Origin of the sequence: Elioraea sp. Yellowstone, assembly GCF_006704265.1 — a bacterium.
Taxonomy (GTDB): domain Bacteria; phylum Pseudomonadota; class Alphaproteobacteria; order Acetobacterales; family Acetobacteraceae; genus Elioraea.
In genome coordinates this window covers 1-24,627 of the sequence record NZ_VIKA01000044.1, presented here as the reverse complement: position 1 = coordinate 24,627, position 24,627 = coordinate 1, and the positions used below count along the sequence as shown (strand labels likewise).

Here is a 24,627-nt window from a genome sequence, read left to right as displayed (position 1 = left end):
GGCTACGGCAGCCTGCGCGGCGCCTATGCGGCCGCCGGCGGCATCACGCCAGGCCGGGCGCGCCGCGGCGGCGCGGGCGAGACCATCACGGCCGCCTTTGCCGAGTGCCCGTTCGGCCCGCTGCTGGTGGGTGCCACCGCGCGCGGCGTGTGCTTCCTCGGCTTCGCCGAGCCGCGCGAGGCGCTGCTCGCGGACCTGCGACGCCGTTACCCGAACGCGACGATCATCGCGGATGACGCGGCGCTGGCGGAGCATGTCGCCGCGGTGCTGGACTTCATCGAGCAGCCGCGCGCGGGGCTCGCCTTGCCGCTCGACCTCCAGGGCACCGCGTTCCAGAAGCGCGTGTGGGACGCGCTCCGGCGCATTCCGCCGGGCGAGACGCGCAGCTACAGCGAAATCGCCGCCGCGCTCGGCCGGCCCGCGGCGGTGCGGGCGGTGGCCGCGGCCTGCGCGCGCAACCCGGTCGCGCTCGCGGTGCCGTGCCACCGCGTGGTCGGCAAGGACGGCGGACTGCACGGCTATCGCTGGGGCCTGCCGCGCAAGCGGGCGCTGCTCGCGGCCGAGGCCGGCGGGGGCGATTGAACGCCGGGCTGTTCCTCGCGACCGCGGTGATGTGGGCGGCCGGATGGGTGGCCACGCGCCTGCAGGTGGATGTCGCGCCGGCAGCGCCGGCGGTGGCGTGGCGGCTGGTCGCCGCCGCCGTCATCCTGCAGGTGGCGCTGCGCGCCACGGGACGGCATCCGGGCACGCGGGCGCGCGACCTGCCCTTCGTCGCCATGCAGGGTGTTGCGCTGTTCTCGGCCAACAACCTGGTGCTCTACGAGGCGGTGCGGCACATCGCCTCGGGCCTGGTGGCGCTCGTGATGGCGTCGGTGATCCCGCTGAACGCGGTGGGGCTGCGGCTGATCTACGGCGTGCCGTTCCGGCGGGGCGTCCTGGTCGGCGCGCCGATCGCGGCTGTCGGGCTCGCGCTCGTGTTCCTGCCGGAGTGGGACACGCTCGCGCGGGCGGGTGCGTGGAAGGGCGTGGCGCTGGGCGCGGCCGGCAGTGTGATCGTGGCGGCGGGGAACATGGCGGCGGTGCGCAACGCGCGCGCGGGTCTGCCGACCTTTCCGCTGATCGCCGACGGGCTGGTGTGCGCGATCCCGCTCGCGGTGGGGGCGTGCGTCGTGCAGGGCGTGGGCATGCCGTTCCCGCACGATGCCGGGTGGATCGGCGCCTTCGCGTATCAGGTGCTGGGGCTCTCGATCGTGTCGTTCTGGTGCTATTTCACCTTGCAGGCGCGGATCGGGCCCGACCGGGCGGCGTTCGTGCTGGTGCTGGTGCCGGTGATCGCGCTGGCGATCTCGTCGGTGGTGGAGGGGTACCGCTGGACTCTGCCGGCGATCCTCGGTGTGGCGCTGGTGGCGGCAGGGAACGTGCTGGCGCTGGGATGGAGGCGGTGAATGGCTGTGCAAGTGTCGGTGACGCTGCCGGGCGCGCTCGTGGCGTTGTTTCCAGGCGCGTCGCCGCGTGTGGAGGTGGCGGCGGCCACGGTGGCTGACGTCATGGCCGCCCTGGAGGCGTGCTGGCCCGGGATGCGCGACCGCCTCTGCGATTCGCGCCCTGCCATCCGCCGCCATATCAACGTGTTCGTGGACGGCGAGCGCGGAACCCTGGACACGCGGCTGCGTGACGGCGCCGATGTCGTGATCCTGACGGCCATCAGCGGCGGTTGAGCGGCGGATTCGAGGGACGGGCCGGAGGATCGGCCTCGCCGCCTGTGGCGGGGATGGTCGCTCGGGCAGGCGTTGCGCCGCCCGGTCGCGGGCTTGGCGGTCATGCGATGCCGCGTCATGGTGCGGCGCCTTCGAGGAGGTCGCATGGGATGCACGCTGACAAGGGCGAGGAGCGGCAGGCGAGGTCTGGCGCGAGCGCGGTCGATACCCGGCTTGTTCCCGTGGCGTTCTGGTTCCTGCGCCACGGCGAGACCGACTGGAACGCGCGGTCCCTGAGCCAGGGCAACGTCGACATCCCGCTGAACGATCGTGGCGTTGCCCAGGCGCGCGTTGCCGCAGCCCTCCTCAAGGGGCGGGGGATCGCCTCGATCGTGCATTCGCCGCTGGGCCGGGCGCGCGACACGGCGGCGATCGTCGCCGAGGCGCTGGGGCTGGCGATGGAGCCCGACGAGGACCTGCGCGAGGCGGCGTTCGGAGTGAACGAGGGCCAGCCCATGGGCGAGTGGTTCGCCGCCTGGGTGGAGGGGCGGTTCACGCCCGAGGGCGGGGAGCCCTTCGCGGCCCTTCGCACGCGGGCCATCGGCGCGGTGAACCGCGCACTCGCCCGGCCGCCGGCGGTGCTGGTGGTGGGGCACGGGGCGCTCTGGCGGGCGATCCGCGGCGCGCTCGGGCTGGAGGTGAATGTCCGGACCCCCAACGCGGTGCCGCTGCTGGTGGAGCCTCCCACCGACGGGGGGACGGCTTGGCGGCTGACGCCGCTTGCCGAGGCAGCGCCTCCGGCGTAAGACGTCGCCCGCGCGGCGGGCGGAGTGCTCCGCCGCGCCAGCCATTGGGCGCGGGCACCCCTGGAGGCCCGCGCTTGTCGTTGGACCGAACAGGAGCGAGCGATGGTCGAGGTCGTCACGATCGAGGCCGAGGCGCGCGGGCGGGCCGGCAAGGGGGCGGCACGCGCGACCCGGCGGGAGGGCAAGGTGCCCGGCGTCATCTACGGCGCGAAGCAGGAACCCAGGCTGATCGCCGTTGATCCGCGCGTGATCATGCGGGAGCTGCATCGGCACGGCTGGCGGTCGCGCTTCTACGACGTGAAGGTGGGTGAGACGACGGAACGGACGCTCCTGCGCGAGGTGCAGTTCCACCCGGTGACCGACCGTCCGGAACATGTCGATTTCCAGCGCCTGGCACCGGGCCAGCAGATCCGCGTGGCGGTCGAGGTGGAATTCCTCAACGAGGGGCTGTCGCCCGGGCTGAAGCAGGGTGGCGTCCTGAACGTGATCCGTCACGAGATCGAGGTCTACTGCTCGGTCGATGACGTGCCGGAGCGATTCGAGGTCGATCTGTCGGGCCTGACCATCGGGGATTCGATCCACTGGAGCGCGGTCAAGGCGCCGCCGGGTGTTCGCCCGGTGATCGCGGATCGCGACTTCACGATCGCCTCGATCGCGCCGCCGACGAAGATGGCCGAGGCACCGGCCGCCGCCGAAGCGGCTGCTGGGGCCACGCCTGCCGCGCCGGTTGCCGCAGCCGCTTCGCAGAAGAAGTAGTCGGCCGCGTGCATTCGGGGGTGGCGGGGCGGCCGAATGCACGCGCGTCCCTGGTCGGGTCTGCTGCTCTGGGTCGGGCTCGGCAATCCCGGCGCGGAGCACGCACGCAACCGCCACAATATCGGCTTCATGGCGCTCGATGCGATCGCGGCGCGATACGGCTTCGCGCCGTGGCGCAACCGTTTCCGCGGGCTGCTGGCCGAGGGAGTGGTGGGCGGGCGGAAGGTGCTGGCACTGAAACCGCAGACCTGGATGAACCTCTCGGGCGAGAGCGTGCAGGCGGCGATGGCGTTCTTCCGCCTCCCGCTCGACGCCGTGACGGTGTTTCACGACGAGCTCGATCTCGCCGCCGGCAAGGTGCGTGTGAAGAAGGGCGGCGGCCATGCCGGGCACAACGGCCTGCGCAGCATCACCCAGCACTGCGGCGGCCCTGATTTCTGGCGCGTGCGGCTGGGGATCGGGCATCCCGGCGAGAAGGAGCGGGTGACGGCCCATGTGCTGGGCGATTTCGCGAAGTCGGACCGGGAGTGGGTCGAGACGCTCCTGGATCGGATCGCCGAGGCGGCGCCATTGCTGGCGGAGGGGCGGCCCGATCAGTTCATGAACAAGGTGGCCGGGGGGACCACCCTGGTCCCCCCCGCCCCCCCTGCATAGGGGGGCTGCTGCCGTTGGTCGCGGCCCGCGCCCCGACCAAAGGAAGGGCGCCCTCGGGAGGGGGGGACGACCGTCGTGCCCCCAATGTTCCGGAGATGACTTGATGGGCTTCAACTGCGGCATCGTCGGCCTGCCGAATGTCGGCAAGTCCACCCTGTTCAACGCGCTGACGCAGACCGCGGCCGCCCAGGCGGCGAACTATCCGTTCTGCACGATCGAACCGAATGTCGGCCGCGTGGCCGTGCCCGACCCGCGGCTGGAGACGCTCGCGCGCATCGGCAAGTCGGCGAGGATCATCCCGACGTCGCTCGAGTTCGTCGACATTGCCGGGCTGGTACGCGGCGCCTCGAAGGGAGAGGGGCTCGGCAACCAGTTCCTCGCCAATATCCGCGAGGTGGACGCGATCATCCATGTCCTGCGCTGCTTTGAGGACCCGGACATCGCGCATGTGGACGGCACGATCGACCCGATCCGCGACGCGGAGACGGTCGAGACCGAACTGATGCTCGCCGATCTCGAGAGCCTGGAGAAGCGGCTCGCCGCGCTCACCAAGCGCGCGCGCGGCGGCGACAAGGAGGCCGTGGCCCAGCTCGCGCTGATCGAGACGCTGATCCCGGCGCTGCAACGGGGCGAGCCGGCGCGCAGCGCGATCCCGCCCGGCCAGGAGCCGGCGGCGCGGGCGCTCAACCTGATGACCACCAAGCCCGTGCTCTACGTGTGCAACGTCGAGGAATCCGCCGCGGCGACCGGCAATGGCTGGAGCGCGCGCGTCGCGGCCATGGCGGAGGCGAAGGGCGCGGCCTCGGTCGTGGTCTCGGCGGCGATCGAGGCCGAGATCGCGCAACTGCCGCCCGAGGAGAAGGGGCCGTTCCTGGAGAGCCTCGGGCTTGCCGACAGCGGGCTCGACCGGGTGATCCGCGCGGGCTACCGCCTGCTCGGTCTGATCACCTATTTCACGGTCGGGCCGAAGGAGGCGCGCGCCTGGACAGTGGTGCAAGGCACCAGGGCGCCGCAGGCCGCGGGCGTGATCCATGGCGACTTCGAGCGCGGCTTCATCGCCGCCGAGACGATCGCCTATGACGACTACGTCACCCACGGCGGCGAGGCCGGCGCCAAGGAGGCCGGGAGGATGCGCGTCGAGGGCAAGGACTACGTGGTGCGCGACGGCGACGTGATGCTGTTCCGCTTCAATGTCTAGGCCGCTTGGACAAGCTGGTGATGGGGGGATTCCCATCCGGACGCCGGGGTGATTCCACGCTGATCTCTGGCATGGAGGTCGGCATTGATCCGCGGGCGACTGACGGACGAGGAGTGGTCTTTCTTTGAGCCTTTCGTGGTGTCGGCCAGTCCGCTCGGTGGCCGGCCTCCCTGCGATCATCGGCGGGTGCTGGACGCCATCTTCTGGATCGCGCGCACCGGTGCCCCGTGGCGTGACCTGCCGGCCGAACTCGGCAACTGGAACTCGGTATTCCGCCAGTTCCGGCGCTGGACGGCGTCGGGATTGTGGGACGTGATGCTGGAGGCCTTGGCCGATGGCGGCGGCGACGCCGACCTCCTGCGGATGATCGACAGCACCAGCATCCGGGCGCACCACTGCGCCGCCGGCGGAAGAGGGGGAAGCATCGCCAGGGTCTTGGCCGCTCGCGAGGTGGCTTCACGAGCAAGCTCCACATCCGCGGCAACGCGCACGGCCTGCCCATCGCCTTGCATGTGACCGCCGGGCAGGAGGCCGACGGCTCGAACTGCGATGCGCTGATGGAGGCGCGCGACAGCAACCCTGCCATCATGCTCGCCGACAAGGGCTAAGACAGTGATCCGATCCGACAGGACTTGCGCGACCGCGGCGCCGTGCCCGAGATCCCGACCCGGCGGAACCGCCCGTCCAGCACTCGGTCAGCCGCGCCCTCTACGCCCTGCGCAGCCGCATCGAGTGCTTCATCAACCGCCTGAAGAACACCCGCCGCGTCGCCACACGCCACGACAAGACCGCCGACAGTTCCCTCGGCTTCACCACCCTTGCCTCCATACGTCCATAGATCAGGGTTGTCCACGCGGCCTGAATCACACCACGCCACGTCGCTCAAAGAACCCTGTGGGGGCGGAACCTGCACCACGCGATGGGACGCCACCGCGGGGGGCCGCTTCATACCCGGAGCACAAGGGTTTGACCTTTGTGCGGAGGGTATGGCGCGCGGGGCTGGTGGGGCGGCCGCGCGCAAAACCAAGGCCTGATGCCCGGCCGGCAAAGGTCGAACCTTTGTCGGCCGGGTATCAGGCGGCGGGGCCGTCTCCGGCCGGTGCGCGGCATGGCCCTTTACGCGCCTTGGACTCGTCTGACGACCCGGTCGGCGCGAAGGGCCGACCCGGCCGCCAGACCGCATCGGGCGCAGACCACAGCGCCGCATTCGCCATCGCAGCGGCGAGATTGGCCGCTGCCGCCTGCAGCAGCGCCTCGCCCTTCGCGGGCGTCGCCGCACGCGGGTCGCCGCGCACGCCAGTGCCGGGCACACGCTCGGCGAAGCTGCGGAAGCGCTGGATGCCGACGCCGTCCGGGGAAGTGACGCCGGCGACCTCGCCCGAATGGGCCGATCCCGGCCCGGACGCCGCCTCCTCCAGCCGGTCACGCCGCACGAGATCGGGTTCGAGCGCCATCATCATCGCGGTCTCGCCCTCGCAGGCGTGCTGGATGTTCCTCTGCCGATCGAGGATCGCGGCGAACGCCTCGGCCGCGGTGATCCAGTAGGTCGCTCCCGCAATCGCCATATCGTGCGCGACCGCGAGCTCACGCATCGCCACCGCCAGCGGCTCGGTATTACCTCCATGGCCGTTGACCACGAAGAGCCGACGGAAGCCGCAGGCCTTCACGCTCCGCGCGACGCAGCCGAGCACGGCGGCGAAGGTTGCGTAGTCCAGGCTTATCGTGCCCCCGAAAGGGAAATGGTGCTCGCTCATGCCCATCCACTGGCACGGCAGCACCACGACCGGCTCGCGCACGGCGAGATGGCGGGCGGCCCGGATCGTCACTTCGGTCGCGAGCCGGGTGTCGACCATGGTCGGTAGATGCGGACCGTGCTGCTCGAGGCTCGCGACCGGCAGCACCACCAGCGCATCGCGTTCGGCCAGTGCCCTCAGTTCCGGCGCGGTCATGCGCGCCCACTCCACCTGCATTGTCGCCCGCTCCTGTTGATCGGCCGGACAGTGCAGCCGCTCGCCCGTGCCCTGTCCAGATGCCGCTTGCGGTCCGGCCATGGCTCCCTTATCTGCCGGCGCGGTCCGGGTCCCTCTGGCGGGAGGGTCCGGCGCGGTGCTGCACCCGAGGCCGCGTCCCGGCGACCGCGATGTCGGACCTTTGCTTGTCCATCGGGCGGCCCCTGCGCCGTCGGTCGGGTGCGCGATGGAGGTCCGGATGGCCGCCCCATGGTGGTTCTGGGTCGCGTTCAATGCGGCCGTACTGCTGCTCCTGCTGCTCGATCTCGGCCTCCTGACCCGGCGCGACCGGCCGATCCCGGTCGGCGAGGCGCTGCTGCGTTCGGGCGGCTTCTTCGTGCTTGCCATGCTGTTCTGCGTGGGGGTGTTCGCCTTCTATGGCGAGACGCCCGAGCTCCGCGCGCAGAAGGGCTTCGAGTTCCTCACCGGCTATCTGATCGAGTGGTCCCTCTCGGTCGACAACATCTTCGTCTTCGTCCTCGTCTTCAGCCATTTCCAGGTGCCGGCGCAGTACCAGCACCGGGTGCTTTTCTGGGGCATCATCGGCGCGCTGGCGATGCGGGGCACGCTGATCCTGCTCGGCACGGCGCTGATCCAGGAGTTCCAGTGGATCATGATCGGCTTTGGGCTGTTCCTGATCTGGTCTGGCTGGAAGATGCTGCGCGCGGTCGACGAGGAGCCCGATCTCGAGAACAACCGCGTGCTCGGCTGGGTGAAGAGCCGCTTCCCCGTCACCGAGACGTATCAGGGGGATCGGTTCTTCGTCCGTCGCGAAGGCAGGCTGTTCCTCACGCCGCTGGCGCTGGTGCTGGTGCTGATCGAGCTCACCGACCTCATCTTCGCCCTCGACTCGATCCCGGCGATCTTCGCGATCACCACCGATCCGTTCATCGTCTACACGGCCAACGTCTTCGCGATCCTCGGCCTGCGCGCCATGTACTTCGCGCTCGCCGGGGTGATCCACCGTTTCCACTACCTCAAATACGGCCTCTCGATCGTGCTGATGATCGTCGGCGCAAAGATGCTCGCCAACTATGTCGCAGGGGGCAAGGCGGTCCCCGTGGAGTACGCGCTGATGTTGACCGCGGCGATCATCGGCGGCTCGATGCTGCTGAGCCTGGCGAAGACGGCCGAGCGTCCGCCGGCCGAGGCGTTCCGTGAGGCCTGGCGCGGCTGGGTGCCGTTCACGCGTGGGCGTCGGCGCGAGGCCGGCCGGAAGTGACCCGTTCCGGGGCCGCGCCCATGCTTGACCGGACGCCCCGGACGCGCGAGAGATGCGGCGCCGCACAACGGACCGGGCCGTCGTCCCGGCGCCGGCGGCCGTGGTCGAGCCATGGTGACGGGGACGGGGTGGACGGAATGCGCAGGTCCGGTCGGATTGTCGGCATCGGTATGACGGCGCTGGCGGTGCTTGCCGGCGCGGGCGCGGCGGTCGCGGCCTCGACCGATCTCGGCCTGCCGACGCCGTGGGGAATGGGCCTGCAGGACTCCGCCAGTCCGGTGAAGGAGCGGATCGCGTCGCTGCACGATCTGCTGCTGGTGATCATCACCCTGATCACGCTGTTCGTGCTGGCCCTACTCGCCTATGTGTGCTGGCGCTTCAGGGCGGACCGCAATCCCAACCCGTCGCGCACCAGCCACAATACCCTGCTCGAAGTGGCTTGGACCGTGATCCCGGTCCTGATCCTGGTCGTGATCGCGGTACCCTCGTTTCGGCTCCTCTACTTCATGGACCGCACAACGGAGCCGGACCTGACTGTGAAGGTGACGGCCTTCCAGTGGGCCTGGGAGTACGAGTATCCGGATGCCGACGGTCTGAAGTTCGAGAGCTACATGGTCCCGGCGGATCAGGCCGCGGCCCAGGGCAAGCGCCGGCTGCTCGACGTGGACAACGAGATGGTGGTGCCGGCCGGCAAGAACATCCGCGTTCTCGTCACCAGCCGGGACGTGATCCACAGCTTCTTCGTGCCCGCGCTCGGTGTCCAGAAGTACAACATCCCCGGCCGGACCATGGAGACTTGGTTCCGCGCCGACCGGCCGGGCGTCTATTACGGGCAGTGCAACCAGATCTGCGGGGTGAACCACGCCTTCATGCCGATCGTGGTGCGCGCCGTGCCGGAGGCCGAGTTCAGCGCCTGGCTGGAGCAGGCGAAGCAGCGCTTCGCCGCCCTGCCTGCGGCGGACGCGGCGCCGATGCGGGTTGCCGCGGCGCGGCAGTGATGACAGCGGGAGAGGGAGCCTCGCGGCTCCGCGTGTGAGGACGGAACGAGATGGCAACGGCTGAGGCGCACGCCCACGACCACCACGACCACAAGCCCGGCTTCGTGCAGCGGTGGCTGTTCAGCACCAACCACAAGGATATCGGCACGCTCTATCTGATCTTCTCGGTGGTGGCGGCGCTGATCGGCGGCTTCATGTCGGTGCTGATGCGGCTCGAGCTGCAGAACCCGGGCATGCAGTACTTCGCCGACGGCCAGGGCTGGAACGTGATCGTCACCGCGCACGGCCTGATCATGGTGTTCTTCGTGGTCATGCCGGCGATGATCGGCGGGTTCGGCAACTGGTTCGTGCCCCTGATGATCGGCGCGCCGGACATGGCCTTCCCGCGCCTCAACAACATCAGCTTCTGGCTGCTGGTGCCGTCGTTCCTGCTGCTGCTCGGCTCCGCCTTCGTGGGCGACGGCGCGGGCGTCGGCTGGACCGTCTACACCCCCCTCGCGCACTCGACCTTCCAGTCGGGTCCGTCGGTGGACATGGCGATCTTCTCGCTGCACCTCGCCGGAGCCTCCTCGATCCTCGGCGCGATCAACTTCATCACCACGATCCTGAACATGCGCGCGCCCGGCATGACGCTGCACCGCATGCCGCTGTTCGTCTGGTCGGTGCTGGTGACGGCGTTCCTGCTGTTGCTTGCGCTGCCGGTGCTGGGCGGAGCCATCACCATGCTGCTGACCGACCGCAACTTCGGCACCGCCTTCTTCGACCCGGCCGGCGGCGGCGATCCGGTGCTCTACCAGCACCTGTTCTGGTTCTTCGGCCATCCCGAGGTCTACATCATGATCCTGCCGGGCTTCGGCATGATCAGCCACATCGTCGCCACCTTCAGCCGCAAGCCGGTGTTCGGCTATCTCGGCATGGCCTACGCGATGGTGGCGATCGGCGTGGTCGGGTTCGTGGTGTGGGCGCACCACATGTTCACCTCGGGGATCGGTGTCGACACGCGGGCCTACTTCATGGCGGCGACGATGGTGATCGCCGTGCCGACGGGCATCAAGATCTTCTCCTGGATCGCCACCATGTGGGGCGGGTCGATCCGCTTCGAGGTGCCCATGCTCTGGGCCGTAGGCTTCATCTTCCTGTTCACCGTCGGCGGCGTGACCGGCGTCGTGCTGGCCAATGCCGGCGTGGATACGGTGCTGCACAACACCTATTACGTCGTGGCGCACTTCCACTACGTTCTGAGCCTCGGCGCGGTGTTCACCATGTTCGCCGGGTTCTACTACTGGATCGGCAAGATGTCGGGCCGGCAGTATGATGACTTCCTTGCCCGCATCCATTTCTGGATGACTTTCGTCGGCGTGAACCTGACGTTCTTCCCGATGCACTTCCTCGGGCTGCAGGGCATGCCGCGGCGCTATCCCGACTATCCGGATGCGTTCTGGGGCTGGAACATGGTCGCCTCGATCGGCAGCTATATCAGTTTCGCCTCGGTGCTCCTCTTCCTCTACATCGTCTACAAGATCTTCGCCTCGAAGGAGAAGGTCGCGGACAACTACTGGGGCGAGGGGGCGACGACGCTGGAATGGACGCTCTCCAGCCCGCCGCCATTCCACCAGTTCCAGGAACTCCCGCGCATTCGCTGAGGCGCGCCTGAGACGGGTTGGATGACGGATCGGGCGCTCAGGCAGGGGGAAGGAGCGAGCAGGGGCGCCGGTGAGGCTCCCCTGCCGGAGACGCTCGCTTTTCTAGGCAGCGAGCCGCGCGACTGGATCGTGCTGCTGAAGCCGCGCGTGATGTCGCTCGTGGTCTATACCGGACTGATCGGCCTGCTGGTCGCACCTGTGCCGATGCATCCGGTGCGTGCCGCCGTGGCGGTGCTCTGCATCGCGCTCGCCGCCGGGGCGTCGGGCGCGATCAACATGTGGTATGACCGCGACATCGACGCGGTGATGCGGCGCACCGCGCAGCGACCGATCCCGACCGGCCGGATCAGCCCCGAAGCGGCGCTCGGCTACGGGGTGGCGCTCGCGGTGTTCTCGGTCCTGTTGATGGGGCTGGCGGCGAACTGGATTGCCGCCCTCGTGCTGGCGCTTTCGATCGCGTTCTATGTGTTCGTCTACACGATCTGGCTGAAGCGGCGCACGCCGCACAACATCGTCATCGGCGGCGCAGCCGGTGCCTTCCCGCCGGTGATCGGCTGGGCGGCGGCCACGGGGTCTATCGAGCTCGCGCCGATCGCGCTGTTCTGCATCATCTTCTTCTGGACGCCGCCGCATTTCTGGGCGCTCAGCCTATTCGCCCATGCCGACTACGCGCGCGCGGGCGTGCCGATGCTGCCGGTGGTGGCCGGCGCGCGCGAGACGCGGTGGCAGATCCTGATCTACACCCTGATGCTGGTCGCGGTCTCGCTCGTCCCGCTGGCGCTCGGCTCGGCGGGTCTCCTCTACGCGCTCGCAGCGGTCGGCCTGGGCTGTGGCTTCCTCCGCCACGCGGTCGCCGTGCTGCGCGACCGACAGGACGCGGCCGGCATCAGCCTGACCGGTGACAGGCCCGCGAAGGCGGCGTTCCGGTTCTCGATCACCTATCTGTTCGCGCTGTTCGGCGTGCTCGCCCTCGACCGACTAGTGGCGACGGCGGGATGGCTCCCCATATGGTCGTGATGGCCGAACATGATCCCCAGGCAGTCGGGCGGCCGGAGAGCCTCTCGCGCGACGAGTCCGACGCGCTCGCAAGGCGGCGGCGCGCGCGCAACCGTGCGCTGTTCCTGGTGCTGCTGGGTCTGGTCGCCCTGTTCTACGCCCTGACGATGAGCCGTCTCTCCGAGATCGGCGATCCGCAGCAATGGTCCCGTCCCGGCGCAATCGCACCGTCGCGCTGACCTGCCTCGGCGTGGTCGCGCTCATGGTCGGCGCCGCCTTCGCCGCGGTGCCGCTCTACGACCTGTTCTGCCGCGTCACCGGCTACGGCGGCACGCCGATGGTGAACCCGGACGTGCCGGCGCAGCAGGATGCGCGTAGGATCCGCGTCGAGTTCGTTGCCAACGTGAATGCCGGCCTGCCCTGGACCTTCCGTCCCGCGCAGCGTGCCGTGACGCTGCACGGCGCCGAGGAGGGGGTGGCGTTCTATCTCGCACGCAACGACTCCGACCGGCCGGTGACGGGCATCAGCACCTACAACGTCACGCCCGAGAAGGCGGCCCCCTATTTCAACAAGATCGCCTGCTTCTGCTTCACGGAGCAGACGCTCGCCCCTGGCCAGCAGGTGGAGATGCCGCTCGCCTTCTGGGTCGATCCCAAGATGTTCGACGACCCTGCCACGCGCGACGTGCGCGTCGTCACGGTGAGCTACACCTTCTACCGTTCGCTCGACGATGCACAGCGGGCGGGCGCGCTCGCCGCCGCCGGACCGCATGTCGGCGGCTTCGTCCCCAACACGGCCCCGCCGCGCCCGGGCGAGCGCCGCGCCCGACCCTGAACACTGCCCTGAACGCCTCTGCGGCTTGATCCCTTCGGCGATTTCAGGGATTGATGCGTCGCGGCAGGTTCCGGCCTCGGGACCCGCCGGCAGGACACCGGAACGGAAGCGATGAGCGACAGCCACGGCACAACGGTCGAGCCTTCGGGCCTGAAGCAGCCCTACCACCTGGTCGATCCCTCGCCCTGGCCGATCGTGGGCGCCGCCGCGGCCGGGCTGCTCGCTTTCGGCGCGATCGAGTTCATGCACTACCAGACGCCGATCTTCCTGGTGCTGGGCTTCCTCGCCGTGCTCGCGACCATGTTCGTCTGGTGGCGCGATGTGGTGCGCGAGAGCCGCACGCCCGGCCTCCATACCCCGGTGGTCCGGCTCGGCTTGCGCTATGGCATGATGCTGTTCATCGCCTCTGAGGTGATGTTCTTCGTCGCCTTCTTCTGGGCGTATTTCCACTTCGCGCTGTTCCCGACGCACATCGCCGGCGAGCAGACCACCGTCTGGCCGCCGCCCGGCGTGCTGACCTTCGATCCCTGGCACCTGCCCTTCCTCAACACGCTGATCCTGCTGCTGTCGGGCTGCACCGTGACGTGGGCGCACCACGCACTGCTGGAGGGCAATCGGCGTGACCTGATCCGCGGTCTCGCGCTGACCGTGGCGCTCGGCCTCAGCTTCACCGCGGTGCAGGCCTACGAGTACTCGGTGGCGCCGTTCGGCTTCCGTGAGGGCGTCTATCCCTCGACCTTCTTCATGGCCACCGGCTTTCACGGCTTCCACGTGATCGTCGGCACCATCTTCCTCTCGGTCTGCCTGGTGCGGGCGATCCGTGGCGACTTCACGCCCGAGCGGCACTTCGGGTTCGAGGCCGCCGCCTGGTACTGGCACTTCGTCGATGTCGTATGGCTGTTCCTGTTCTCCTGCATCTACTGGTGGGGGGCCGGGGAGATCGCACCGCATTGACCATGCCCGGCACGGGGGCGCAGCGCGGGGGGCCCTGGCCCCCCGTTTCCGTCTGGCGCACCGCGCTGGTCGGCCGTTGCCCGCGCTGCGGCGAGGGGCCGCTCTTCGACGGCGTGCTGTCGGTGGCACCGGTCTGCACGGTCTGCGGGCTCGACCTGCGCGCGCACGATGCCGGGGACGGCCCTGCCGTGCTGGCGATCTTCGTGCTCGGCGCGCTGCTGATCGGGAGCGCGATGTGGCTCGAGTTCTCCGCCCAGCCGCCGCTCTGGGTGCACGCGGTGCTGTGGCCCGCGGTCGCCGTGCCGCTCGCCGTGGCGGTGATGCGCCCGGCGAAGGCCGCGCTTGTGGCGCTGCAGTACCGCCATCGCCGCGACGAGATGCGTATCGGCTGAGGCACCCCATCTTCCACCCATGATGGCGATCCGACCCGCTTGGCGCGTGCTGCTTTGGCCGACGATCGGCGCCGGCGTGTTGCTGGCGGTCCTGCTGGCCCTCGGCATCTGGCAGGTGCAGCGGCTCGCCTGGAAGAACGCCTGGATCGACCAGCTCCGCGCGGCGGAGGTGCTGCCGCCGGAGCCGCTGCCGGCCGAGCTCGACGATCCGGCCCCGCTCGCCTTCCGCCGCTTCGCAGTCTCGGGCCGCTTCCAGCACGACCGTTCCGTCCTGCTCGGCGTGCACGAGCGCGCGCGCCGCCTCGGCGTCTTCCTCGTCACCCCCCTCGAGCGCACGGCGGGCGATCCGGTGTGGATCGTGCGCGGCTGGGTGCCGTACGAGGCGCCGCGCGCGGTGCCGAACCCGGAGGGCGAGGTCACCGTCACGGGATTCCTGATGCTGCCCGAGCGGCGCGGCTGGTTCACGCCCGAGGACAAGCCCGCGGAGCGCCGCTTCTGGGCGTTCCAGCCCGACCGCATGGCCAAGGCCGTGGGCCTGCCGCGCAGCACGCCCTTCGCGATCGCCGCGATCGGTCCGGGCGAGGAGCCGCCGATCCCCCAGCGCCGGCCGCCGATGCCGCGCAACGACCATCTCGGCTATGCGATCACCTGGTTCGGGCTCGCCGCCGCCCTGGTCGCCTTCTGGATCGCCTGGGCGCGCAGGCTGCTCCGCGATGCGAGGTCCGCATGAACGACGTCTGCTGCGCCGTGCACGCCTACGATGCGCTCAAGGTCCGCTTCGCCCGCATCGCCACGATCGAGGAGGTGGCCGCGATCCTGCATTGGGACACCTCGGTGGCCATGCCGGCGGGCTCGGCGCCCGCGCGCGGCGAGCAGATGGCCACACTCGCCGGGCTCGCGCACCAGTTGCTCACCGCACCTGAGCTCGCCGGGCATCTCGAGGACGCCGAGGAGCGCGCGGGGATGCTGAGCGCGGCGGACCGGCGCAACCTCGCGCTGATGCGACGCAAGTGGCTGCGCGCGGCCGCCCTGCCGGGCGATCTGGTCGAGGCGACGGCGCGCGCGACCAGCGCCTGCGAGGCGGCCTGGCGCACCGCGCGACGCGAGTCCGACTTCGCCGCGGTGGCGCCTCTGCTCGCCGAGGTGGTGCGGCTCATGCGCGAGCAGGCGGCCGCCCTCTCCGCGGCGACCGGGCTCGCGCCCTATGACGCGCTGCTGGACGGGTTCCAGCCCGGCCTGACCGATGCGCGCCTCACCGAGATCTTCGGACCGCTCGAGGCGGCGCTCGTCGGCCTCCTGCCGCGCGTGCTCGAGCGTCAGGCCGCGGCACCCGAGCCGGTGCCGCTCGCCGGGCCTTTCCCGGTCGAGGCGCAGCGCGGTCTCTGCCGCATGCTCGCCGAGCGGGCGGGGATCGACTTCGCCACCGCCCGGCTGGACGAGAGCACGCATCCCTTCTGCGGCGGCACCCCGACCGATACGCGCATCACCACGCGCTACCACGAGGACGATGCGGCGCAGGCGATCCTCGGCGTGCTGCACGAATGCGGCCATGCGCTCTACGAGCGCAACCTGCCGCGCGACTGGGCGCGCCAGCCGCTCGGCGAGGCGGCGGGGATGGCTGTGCATGAGAGCCAGAGCCTGATCGTCGAGATGCAGGCCTGCCGGTCGGACGCCTACTTGTCCTGGCTCGCCCCGCGGATGCATGCGGCCTTCGGCGGCGATCCCGCGCCCTATGCCCCGGCGAACCTCGCGCGGCTGTGGCGGCGCGTGCGCCCGGGCTTCATCCGCGTCGAGGCCGACGAGGTCACCTACCCCTTGCACGTCATCCTGCGCTGGCGGCTCGAGCGCGCCCTGATCGCGGACGAGCTCGCGGTCGCCGAGCTGCCGGGCGCCTGGAACGAAGGAATGCGGGCCCTGCTCGGGCTCCAAGTGCCGGACGATGCGCGCGGCTGCCTGCAGGACATCCACTGGTACGACGGCGCCTTCGGCTATTTCCCCTCCTACACGCTCGGCGCGATGGCGGCGGCCCAGCTCTACGCCGCAGCACTCGCGGCCGTGCCGGGGATACCGTCGCGGCTCGCAGAGGGCGATCTCGCGCCGCTGGTCGGGTGGCTCCGCGAGCATGTGCACGCGCACGGGGCGCGCCACGGCTTCGACGACCTGCTGCGCGCGGCGACAGGACGCCCGCTCGATCCGGCGACGTTCATCGCGCATCTCCGCGCGCGCTATCTCGGCTGATCCGCCTTTCCCCGCCCCCCGCTCCGCCCTAGCATCGTTCCGGGAACGCGAGTCGCGGGCAGCCGCACAAAGGAGACGCGCGTGGATCGCTTCTTCGGGCTGACACAGGCCGGCACCTCGGCCCGCACCGAGGCGCTCGCCGGCCTCACGACCTTCCTCACCATGGCCTACATCCTGTTCGTCAACCCGGGGATCCTGGGTGAGGCGGGGATGCCGCGCGAGGCCGTGTTCGTCGCCACCGCCGTGGCCGCGATCGCGGGATCGGCGATCATGGGGCTCTACGCCAACCTGCCGGTGGCACTCGCGCCGGGGATGGGGCTGAACGCCTATTTCGCCTTCGTGCTCGTGCTCGCCCAGGGCTACACGTGGCAGCAGGCGCTCGCGGCCGTGTTCCTCTCGGGCGTGCTGTTCGTGATCCTCTCGGTGCTTCCCGTGCGCGAGGCGGTCATCAACGCCATCCCGCGCAGTCTGAAGCTCGCGGTCTCGGCCGGGATCGGCTTCTTCCTCGGCATCATCGCGCTGAAGAACGCGGGCATCGTGGTGGCGAACCCCGCCACCTTCGTCGCTCTCGGCGATCTGTTCCGCTGGCCCTCGCTGCTCTGCCTGGTCGGCTTCGTGCTGATGGTGGCGCTGAGCCAGCGCCGCGTGCTCGGGGCGACGATCATCGGCATCCTCGCGGTCTCGCTCGCCGGCCTGCCGCTCGGGCTGACCAGCTACGCCGGGATCGTCGCCCTGCCGCCTTCGCCTGCGCCGACGCTGTTCGCGCTCGACTTCTCGCGGATGTTCGAGCTTCCCTTCCTGGTCGCAGTGCTGTCGCTGCTGTTCGTCGATCTGTTCGACACCGCCGGCACGCTGGTCGGGGTCTGCCATCGCGCCGGGCTGCTCGACGCCGAGGGCCGCGTGCCGCACGTCGGCCGCGCGCTGCTCGCGGATTCCTCGGCGACCGTGATCGGCGCGCTGGTCGGTACATCGAACACCACGAGCTACGTCGAGAGCGCGGCCGGTGCGGCCGCCGGCGGGCGCACGGGGCTCACCGCGGTGGTCGTCGCGGCGCTGTTCGGCCTGGCCCTGTTCTTCTCCCCGCTCGCCGGGATGATCCCGGCCTATGCCACCGCCTCGGCCCTGCTGCACGTCGCCACCATCATGGCACGCGGTCTCGCGGAACTCGACTGGGAGGATGCGACGGAATACGCACCCGCGGTCGTTTGCGCGTTCGCCATGCCGTTCACCTTCTCGATCGCGACCGGGATCGGGCTCGGCTTCATCACCTATGCGGCGGTGAAGCTGGTCGCCGGACGGCTCGACCAGGCGAGTCCGGCGGTGCTTGTGCTGGCCGCCGTCTTCTGCCTGAAGTTCGCGCTGGCGTGAGGAGCGCGCCAGCCCCGCGCTCCCGCCCCCTTTCATCCGCTGTCGGCCATCCCTAATGTCCGGCGGCCATGCGCTACATCTCCACCCGCGGCGTCGCGCCGGTCCTCGGCTTCGATGACGTGCTGCTCGCCGGCCTCGCCGAGGACGGCGGGCTCTACGTGCCGGAGGCCTGGCCCGCGCTCTCGCCCGCCGAGTGGCGCGGGCTGCGCGGCCTCGCCTATCCTGAGCTGACCGCGCGCATCCTCGCTCCCTTCGTCGGCGGCGTGATCGACGCGCCGACACTGGCCCGACTCTGCCACGAGGCCTATCGCGGATTCGCCCATGCCGCCGTCGCGCCGCTGGTGCAGCTCGAGCACCGGGTCTTCGCGCTCGAGCTCTTCCACGGCCCCACGCTCGCCTTCAAGGACTTCGCGTTGCAGCTGCTCGGCCGGCTGTTCGACCACGTGCTCGCCGCGCGCGGCGAGCGGGTGACGATCGTCGGCGCGACCTCGGGCGATACCGGCTCGGCGGCGATCGAGGCCTGCCGCGACCGCGACCGGATCGCGATCGTGATCCTGCACCCGCATGGCCGCGTGAGCGAGGTGCAGCGGCGGCAGATGACCACGGTGACGTCCCCTAATGTCGGCAACATCGCGGTCGAAGGGTCGTTCGACGACTGCCAGGATCTCGTCAAGGCGATGTTCGCTGATGCCGCGTTCCGGCGCGAGGTGCGGCTCTCGGCGGTCAACTCGATCAACTGGGCGCGCGTGGCCGCGCAGATCGCCTACTACGCGTGGGCGGCCCTGGCACTCGGCGCGCCGGATCGCGCGATCGCCTTCGCCGTGCCGACGGGGAATTTCGGCAACGTACTGGCCGCCTGGGCCGCACGCCGGATGGGCCTGCCGGTCGAGCGCCTGATCGTCGGCACCAACCGCAACGACATCCTCGCCCGCTTCCTCGCCGCGAACGACATGAGTCTCGCCGCGGTCGTGCCGTCGCTGTCGCCCTCGATGGACATCCAGGTGAGCAGCAATGTCGAGCGGCTGCTGTTCGAGCTCCTCGGCCGCGACGCGGTGGCCACGGCGGCGACCATGCGCGCGTTCCGAGCGACCGGCCGGATGCCGGTGCCGGAGTCGGCCTGGCGCGAGGCGGCAGCGCTGTTCCGGCCGTTCCGGCTCGATGACGACGGCACGCTCGCCGAGATCGCGCGGCTGCACAGCGCGTCGGGCTATCTCGCCGACCCGCACAGCGCGATCGGCATCGCGGCGGCACGTGCGCACCTGCCTGCGGAGGCCGATGTGCCCGTGGTCGCGGTGGCGACGGCGCACCCGGCCAAGTTCCCCGACGCGGTGCAGCGCGCCACCGGCATCCGTCCCGCCCTGCCGGCCCATCTCGCCGACCTGCTCGATCGCCCCGAACGCTTCACCGTCGCCCGCAACGATCTCGTCGCCATCGAGGCGCTCGTGCGCGGCACCGCGCTCAGGAACGCCGCATGAGGACCGATCCCGCGATCCAGGTCACCCGCCTTTCCTCGGGGCTGACGGTCGTGACCGAGACCATGCCACGCGTCGAGACGGTGAGCCTCGGCGCCTATGTCGGTGCCGGCACGCGCCACGAGCGGGCGGAGGAGAACGGCGTCTCCCACTTCCTCGAGCACATGGCCTTCAAGGGCACCGCACGGCGCAGCGCGGCGCAGATCGCCGAGGAGATCGAGGACGTGGGCGGGCACCTGAACGCCTACACTGCGCGCGAGCGCACTGCCTTCTACGCCAAGGTACTGAAGGAGGATGTCGCGCTCGCCACCGACATCGTCGCCGACATCCTGCAGCATTCCGTGTTCGATCCGGAAGAGTTCGAGCGCGAACGCGGCGTGATCCTGCAGGAGATCGGCCAGGCGAACGACACGCCCGACGACCTGGTGTTCGACCGCTTCCAGGAGGCGGCCTATCCCGGTCAGCCGATGGGTCTGCCGACGCTCGGCACCGTGGAGACGATCGGCACGATGACGCGCGAGGCGCTGATCGGCTTCATGCGCCGGCACTACGCGCCCGCGCGGATCGTCCTCGCCGCGGCTGGCGCGGTCACCCACGAGGATTTCCTTGCGCTCGTGCGGCAACACTTCACGGATCTGCCGGCCGGGGAGGCGGAAGCGGAGGTGCCCGCGCGCTACGTGGGCGGCGAGCGTCGCGACGAGGACGACCTCGACCAGGTGCACCTGGTGCTGGGCTTCCCCGCCGTGCCCTTCACCGACCCCGACTACCACGCGGCGATGCTGCTCTCGACGCTCCTCGGCGGCGGCATGTCGAGCCGGCTGTTCCAGGAGGTGCGCGAGAAGCGCGGCCTCGTCTATTCGATCTCCTCCTTCGTGCAGCCCTATCTCGACGACGGGCTGTTCGGCATCTACGCCGGCACCGGCGAGGAGCAGGTGAGGGAGCTCGTGCCCGTCGTCTCGGCGGAACTCGCCGCCGTGCAGCGCGGCGTCACCGAGGCCGAGCTCAGACGCGCCAAGGCGCAGCTCAAGGCCTCGGTGCTGATGGCGCTCGAGAGCACGAGCGCGCGCTGCGAGCAGCTTGCGCACCAGATCGCGACCTGGGGCCGCGTGCTGCCGACCGAGGAGACGGTCGCGCGCATCGAGGCGGTGACGCCCGGGCAGACGGCGGCCGTGGCGCGGCGCATGTCCCGCGCCCGGCCGACGCTCGCCGCGATCGGTCCGCTTGGCACCCTCCCCCCGATCGGCGCGATCGCCGAGCGGATCGCGGCGTGAGCGGCACGCTCGACCGCCTCGCCGACCTGGTCGCGGCGGCGCGCCGCGCCGGCGCCGACGCGGCCGAGGCGATGCTCGCCGAGGGCCGCTCGGTCTCGGTGCAGCGCCGGCTCGGCGCGCTCGAGCAGGTGGAGCGGGCCGAGAGCCGCGACCTGGGCTTGCGGGTCTTCGTCGGTCGCCGCCAGGCCGTGGTCGCCGCCACGGACGACGCGCCGGCAGGTTTCGCGCGCCTTGCGGAACGTGCGGTGGCGATGGCGCGCGCGGTGCCCGAGGACCCGCATGCCGGGCTCGCCGAAGCGCCCGACGGTGGGGCCGATCTCGCCGCGCGGCTCGCCGCGCTCGATCTCGTCGCCCCGGACGAGCCCGACCTCGCCGCGCTCGACGCGCGTGCCAGGGCGGCCGAGGAGGCCGCGCTTGCCGTGCCGGGGGTCACCAACAGCGAAGGTGCTTCGGCCGACTGGGGGATCGCATCCGTCGCGATCGTCGCCTCGAACGGCTTCGCGGGCTCCTATGCGCGCACCAGCCATGGCGTCTCCGCGACCGCGCTCGCCGGTACCGGCACGGCGATGGAGCGCGACTATGACCACGCCACCGCCGTGCACCCCGAGGACCTCGAGGACCCGGCGGCGATCGGCCGGCAGGCGGGCGAGTGGGCGGTCGCGCGGCTGAACCCGCGGCGGCCGCGCACGGCGACCATGCCTGTGGTGTACCATCCGCGCGTCGCCGCCTCGCTCGTCTCGCATCTCGCCGCCGCGATCAACGGCGCGGCGGTCGCGCGCGGCACGACCTTCCTCAAGGGCGCGCTGGGGACGCGCGTCTTCGCGCCCGGCATCGCGATCCACGACGACCCCACGCGCCGGCGCGGCCTGCGCTCGCGTCCCTTCGACGCGGAGGGGATCGCCGGCCGGCCGCGCGCGGTGGTGGAGGACGGCGTGCTCGCGACCTGGATCCTCGATCTGCGCTCGGCCCGCATGCTCGGCCTGGCGAGCACGGGGCATGCCGCGCGCGGCGTGGCGTCCGTGCCGGCGCCGGCCACGACCAATCTCTGGCTCGCGCCGGGCGAGGTCGCGCCCGAGGCGCTGATCGCCGACATCGCCGAGGGGCTCTACGTCACAGAGCTGATCGGCATGGGCGTGAACATGGTGACCGGCGACTACAGCCGTGGCGCGGCGGGGTTCATGATCCGCCGCGGCGCGCTCGCCGAGCCGGTGAGCGGGATCACGGTCGCGGGCAACCTGAAGGAGATGTTCGCCCGCCTGGTGCCGGCGAACGATCTCAGGTTCCGCCGCGGCACCGATGCGCCGACGCTGCGGATCGACGGGCTGACCGTCGCCGGCGCGTAGGACCTGCTCGGGCACGGCCGCCACACCGACATTGCGCGCCATGCCTTCCGCCCGGCGCGACGGGCATGATCAGCGCACGCCGGCACCCGGCCAGAGCACCACGCGCAGCGTCTGGAGGATGATCAGCACGTCGAACAGCACGCTGAAGTTCTTCACGTAGTAGAGATCGTAGGAGAGCTTCGAGCGCGCATCGTCGAGCGAGGCGCCATAGGGATAGTTGATCTGCGCCCAGCCGGTCAGGCCTGCGCGCACGAGATGGCGTTCGCTGTAGAGCGGCAGCTTGGTGGCAAGTTCGGCGACGAACTCGGGCCGTTCCGGCCGCGGGCCGACGAAGGACATGTCGCCCTTCAGGATGTTGATCAGCTGCGGCAGCTCGTCGAGCCGCGTGCGGCGCAGGAACCGCCCGATCCGCGTCACCCGCGGGTCGCCCGCCTGGGCCCAGACCGCGCCGTGGCGCTCGGCGTCCTGCGTCATGGTGCGCAGCTTCAGGATGCGGAACACCCGGCCCCCGCGCGTCACCCGTTCCTGGCGGTAGAACGCCGGCCCGCCGTCCTGCAGCCGTACGGCAGCGGCGGCGACCAGCAGGAAGGGAGCGGTGAGGAACAGCATCGTCGCGCTCGCGACGATGTCGAGCGCGCGCTTCAGCACCAGGTCCACCATCGTGAAGGTGAAGCCGTCGGAGTAGAGCAGCCAGCCGTAGTCCAGCCGCTTCACGTCGACCCGGCCGATCTCCTTCTCGAGGAAGCGGTGGTACTCGAAGACCGGGAAGCCCGCCGTGCGGCAGGCGAGCAGCGCATCCATCCGCATGCCGCGCCGCTCGTCAGGGGCGACCACGATCAGGTCGGCCCCGATCTCCTCGGCGACCGCGCGGAAGCCGCGCGAGGCCGGCACGATCCGGCTCACCGCATCCTCCGCCAGCCGGGGGTCGATCTCTCCCATGGTCGGGTCGTGCACGAAGGTGATGTCGAAGCCGAGCGTGCGGCCCTCGCGCTTCAGCAGCCAGACCATCTCCCAGGCGCGCTGGCCGGCACCGACCACCATCAGGCGGCGGCGGAAGGCGCCACGCTCGCGCAGCGTGAAGACCAGGATGCGCGCGAGCCAGCCGAGAGGGGTGAGGCCCAGGGCCGTCGCGACAAAGAGCGTCGCCGTGCCGGCCGTCGCGAAGGGCGGCGGCAGGAGGTAGCCGGCGGTCGACGCCACCAGGCCGCCGAGCCCCGCCGCGATCGGCACGCGGCCCAGCGACTTCCGCGTCTCCAGGAGCGCGTCGCGCCGATAGAGGCCGAGCGCATAGAGGAACAGCAGGAAGGCGGAGGGATACATCAGCAGCGGCAGCAGCCCCGGCTGGCGTGCCTCCGGCAGCGGGCTGAGCGCTACCCCCGCGATGAGCGGCCAGCCCAGCGCCAGCAGCAGCACATCGAGCGCCAGCAGGGCAAGGCCGGCTGAAGGCGCGGTGACGGTCGGGGCTGCCATCTGGAGAGCGTCTCGGTCCGAAGGGGGAATGACCTGCGGCGGCCTACCGCCGATCGGCTCGAGCTGGGATGTAGCCTGACGGCGGCCGTCCTGTCGACCGCCGGATCGTTCCGATCAGATCCATCATCGGGCCGGACCGGTCGGCTCGCCGCCGCGCAGGCCGGAAAGCTCCGCGACCAATGCGCCGAGCGCGGAGCAGTCCCGGTCCCCCCGGCCGGTGGCCACCATCGCCTCCAGCATCTGCGCTGCGACCGCCGTCGCCGGGGCGAACACGCCGTGATCGCGCGTCGCCGCCGCCGCGAGTCGGAGGTCCTTGCGCATCAGCTCGGCGCGGAAGCCGGGAGCGTCGTTGCCCTCGATGATGCGCCTCGCGTGGTTCTCGAGCACGAAGGAACGCGCGGATCCCCCCAGCAGGGCCGCGCGCATGGCCGCCGGATCAAGCCCGGCCTTGCGCCCGAGCGCCAGCGCCTCCGAGACGGCCAGGAGCGTCGCCGCGACGAGCAGCTGGTTCGCCGCCTTGCAGACCTGTCCGGCGCCCGGCGGCCCCAGATGGGTCAGCGTCCGGCCCACCGCGCGCAGCACGGGATCGGCCGCGGCCACCGCCTCCGCCGCGCCGCCGATCATGCAGGTGAGCGTGCCCTCGCGCGCGCCGGCCGGGCCGCCGCTGACCGGCACGTCGAGCAGCCAGGCGCCCCGCTCGGCGGCAAGCCGTGCGGCGAAGCCGGCCGCGGCGGTGGCGGAGACCGTGCTGAAGTCGATCGCCACCGCGCCGTGCGCGATGCCCTCCGCGACGCCCTCCGGCCCGAACAGCACCGCCTCGACATCGGGCGTATCGGGCAGGCAGAGGCAGACGCAGGCCGCCCCGCGCGCCGCCTCCGCCGGCGTGTCGGCCCAGCGGGCACCGTCCGACTCCAGTGCGCGGGCCTTGGCGCGGCTGCGCGTGTGCACGGTCAGCGCGAAGCCGGCGCGCCGGATGTTGGCCGCCATCGCCGCGCCCATCACGCCGAGGCCGATGAAGGCCACGCGCGCGGGCGGGGCGATCGTGTCGGGTGAACCGCTCATGCTCTCTCCTCGGATGCGGGTGCCACGTGTCGGACCACGAGCGCGTCGAGCGCGACCACGCCCTCGCCCTCGCGCCGGACCAGCAGGGGATTGATCTCAGCCTCCGCCACCTCATCGAGGGCGGCGAGGCGCGAGATGGCGAGCACCGCCTCGGCGAGGGCGGCGAGGTCGCCGCGCACGCGCCCGCGTGCCCCGCGGAGATGGGCAAGCGGCGCGGCGGCGACCAGCGCCTCGGCCTCGGCG

At 71.0% G+C, this 24,627-nt stretch carries 25 protein-coding genes and 1 pseudogene; 22 read left to right on the top strand and 4 right to left on the bottom strand.

Annotated features, from left to right (window positions below; translation table 11 throughout):
• The 8 genes and pseudogenes from FK498_RS08595 to FK498_RS08560 all read left to right on the top strand — a co-directional run.
• A partial coding sequence (locus FK498_RS08595; protein WP_141853570.1) for a methylated-DNA--[protein]-cysteine S-methyltransferase occupies positions 1-582 on the top strand: 582 nt, incomplete at its 5' end.
• Positions 579-1,445 carry a DMT family transporter gene (locus FK498_RS08590; protein WP_141853568.1) on the top strand — a complete coding sequence of 289 codons (867 nt, stop codon included), beginning with the start codon at positions 579-581 and terminating at the stop codon, positions 1,443-1,445. The genes FK498_RS08595 and FK498_RS08590, both read left to right, overlap by 4 nt.
• Positions 1,446-1,718, top strand: a complete 273-nt coding sequence (locus FK498_RS08585) for a MoaD/ThiS family protein (protein ID WP_141853566.1) — start codon at positions 1,446-1,448, stop codon at positions 1,716-1,718.
• A gap of 149 nt (positions 1,719-1,867) precedes the next feature.
• Positions 1,868-2,503, top strand: a complete 636-nt coding sequence (locus tag FK498_RS08580) for a histidine phosphatase family protein (RefSeq protein WP_141853564.1) — start codon at positions 1,868-1,870, stop codon at positions 2,501-2,503.
• Between the two features lie 102 nt (positions 2,504-2,605).
• Complete coding sequence (locus FK498_RS08575) at positions 2,606-3,259, top strand: 50S ribosomal protein L25/general stress protein Ctc (protein WP_141853576.1); 654 nt, start codon at positions 2,606-2,608, stop codon at positions 3,257-3,259.
• A gap of 60 nt (positions 3,260-3,319) precedes the next feature.
• Positions 3,320-3,913 carry an aminoacyl-tRNA hydrolase gene (gene pth / locus FK498_RS08570; protein ID WP_141853574.1) on the top strand — a complete coding sequence of 198 codons (594 nt, stop codon included), beginning with the start codon at positions 3,320-3,322 and terminating at the stop codon, positions 3,911-3,913.
• Between the two features lie 103 nt (positions 3,914-4,016).
• The gene (gene ychF, locus FK498_RS08565) at positions 4,017-5,111 is read left to right on the top strand and encodes a redox-regulated ATPase YchF (protein ID WP_141853561.1); all 1,095 of its coding nucleotides are present in this window, start codon (positions 4,017-4,019) and stop codon (positions 5,109-5,111) included.
• 66 nt (positions 5,112-5,177) lie between these two features.
• A pseudogene (locus FK498_RS08560) lies at positions 5,178-5,949 on the top strand (IS5 family transposase).
• Positions 5,950-6,184: 235 nt separating this feature from the next.
• Here FK498_RS08560 and FK498_RS08555 read toward each other — a convergent pair.
• Positions 6,185-7,060: a creatininase family protein gene (locus FK498_RS08555; protein ID WP_237560886.1), complete on the bottom strand. Its 876-nt coding sequence runs from the start codon at positions 7,058-7,060 to the stop codon at positions 6,185-6,187.
• A gap of 259 nt (positions 7,061-7,319) precedes the next feature.
• Between FK498_RS08555 and FK498_RS08550 the strand changes: the two genes are divergently transcribed.
• From FK498_RS08550 to FK498_RS08485, 14 genes are all read left to right on the top strand, one after another.
• A complete protein-coding gene (locus tag FK498_RS08550) occupies positions 7,320-8,342 on the top strand; it encodes a TerC family protein (RefSeq protein ID WP_202614789.1) in 1,023 nt (340 codons plus the stop codon).
• 170 nt (positions 8,343-8,512) lie between these two features.
• Positions 8,513-9,340, top strand: coding sequence for a cytochrome c oxidase subunit II (coxB, locus tag FK498_RS08545; RefSeq protein WP_237560885.1), 828 nt, complete (start codon positions 8,513-8,515; stop codon positions 9,338-9,340).
• A 50-nt stretch (positions 9,341-9,390) separates the two neighbouring features.
• A complete protein-coding gene (ctaD, locus tag FK498_RS08540; protein WP_141853553.1) occupies positions 9,391-10,983 on the top strand; it encodes a cytochrome c oxidase subunit I in 1,593 nt (530 codons plus the stop codon).
• 21 nt (positions 10,984-11,004) lie between these two features.
• Complete coding sequence (locus tag FK498_RS08535; protein WP_141853551.1) at positions 11,005-12,000, top strand: heme o synthase; 996 nt, start codon at positions 11,005-11,007, stop codon at positions 11,998-12,000.
• Positions 11,991-12,218 (top strand): hypothetical protein, encoded by a 228-nt coding sequence (locus FK498_RS08530; protein ID WP_237560884.1) that lies wholly within the window; start codon positions 11,991-11,993, stop codon positions 12,216-12,218. The genes FK498_RS08535 and FK498_RS08530 overlap by 10 nt, the downstream gene beginning before the upstream one ends.
• Positions 12,182-12,814, top strand: a complete 633-nt coding sequence (locus FK498_RS08525; RefSeq protein WP_141853549.1) for a cytochrome c oxidase assembly protein — start codon at positions 12,182-12,184, stop codon at positions 12,812-12,814. Before FK498_RS08530 ends, FK498_RS08525 begins: the two co-directional genes overlap by 37 nt.
• A 111-nt stretch (positions 12,815-12,925) precedes the next feature.
• A complete protein-coding gene (locus FK498_RS08520; protein WP_141853547.1) occupies positions 12,926-13,768 on the top strand; it encodes a cytochrome c oxidase subunit 3 in 843 nt (280 codons plus the stop codon).
• A 2-nt stretch (positions 13,769-13,770) separates the two neighbouring features.
• Positions 13,771-14,160 carry a DUF983 domain-containing protein gene (locus tag FK498_RS08515; protein ID WP_141853545.1) on the top strand — a complete coding sequence of 130 codons (390 nt, stop codon included), beginning with the start codon at positions 13,771-13,773 and terminating at the stop codon, positions 14,158-14,160.
• 22 nt (positions 14,161-14,182) lie between these two features.
• Positions 14,183-14,890 carry an SURF1 family protein gene (locus tag FK498_RS08510; protein ID WP_161988357.1) on the top strand — a complete coding sequence of 236 codons (708 nt, stop codon included), beginning with the start codon at positions 14,183-14,185 and terminating at the stop codon, positions 14,888-14,890.
• Positions 14,887-16,398 (top strand): carboxypeptidase M32, encoded by a 1,512-nt coding sequence (locus FK498_RS08505; protein WP_141853540.1) that lies wholly within the window; start codon positions 14,887-14,889, stop codon positions 16,396-16,398. Before FK498_RS08510 ends, FK498_RS08505 begins: the two co-directional genes overlap by 4 nt.
• 81 nt (positions 16,399-16,479) lie before the next feature.
• On the top strand, positions 16,480-17,766 hold the full coding sequence (locus FK498_RS08500) for an NCS2 family permease (protein WP_202614788.1): 1,287 nt from the start codon (positions 16,480-16,482) through the stop codon (positions 17,764-17,766).
• A 68-nt stretch (positions 17,767-17,834) separates the two neighbouring features.
• Complete coding sequence (gene thrC / locus FK498_RS08495; RefSeq protein WP_141853536.1) at positions 17,835-19,241, top strand: threonine synthase; 1,407 nt, start codon at positions 17,835-17,837, stop codon at positions 19,239-19,241.
• Positions 19,238-20,509: a pitrilysin family protein gene (locus FK498_RS08490; RefSeq protein WP_141853534.1), complete on the top strand. Its 1,272-nt coding sequence runs from the start codon at positions 19,238-19,240 to the stop codon at positions 20,507-20,509. The genes thrC and FK498_RS08490 overlap by 4 nt, the downstream gene beginning before the upstream one ends.
• Positions 20,506-21,852 carry a TldD/PmbA family protein gene (locus FK498_RS08485; protein ID WP_141853532.1) on the top strand — a complete coding sequence of 449 codons (1,347 nt, stop codon included), beginning with the start codon at positions 20,506-20,508 and terminating at the stop codon, positions 21,850-21,852. Before FK498_RS08490 ends, FK498_RS08485 begins: the two co-directional genes overlap by 4 nt.
• Before the next feature lie 69 nt (positions 21,853-21,921).
• Here the strand turns inward: FK498_RS08485 and FK498_RS08480 are convergent, their stop codons facing one another.
• The 3 genes from FK498_RS08480 to FK498_RS08470 all read right to left on the bottom strand — a co-directional run.
• Positions 21,922-23,322: a TIGR03013 family XrtA/PEP-CTERM system glycosyltransferase gene (locus FK498_RS08480; RefSeq protein ID WP_141853530.1), complete on the bottom strand. Its 1,401-nt coding sequence runs from the start codon at positions 23,320-23,322 to the stop codon at positions 21,922-21,924.
• A 123-nt stretch (positions 23,323-23,445) separates the two neighbouring features.
• Positions 23,446-24,384, bottom strand: a complete 939-nt coding sequence (locus tag FK498_RS08475) for an NAD(P)-dependent oxidoreductase (RefSeq protein WP_141853528.1) — start codon at positions 24,382-24,384, stop codon at positions 23,446-23,448.
• Positions 24,381-24,627 (bottom strand): acetate--CoA ligase family protein (locus FK498_RS08470; protein WP_202614787.1); only part of this gene is annotated, 247 nt, incomplete at its 5' end. The genes FK498_RS08475 and FK498_RS08470, both read right to left, overlap by 4 nt.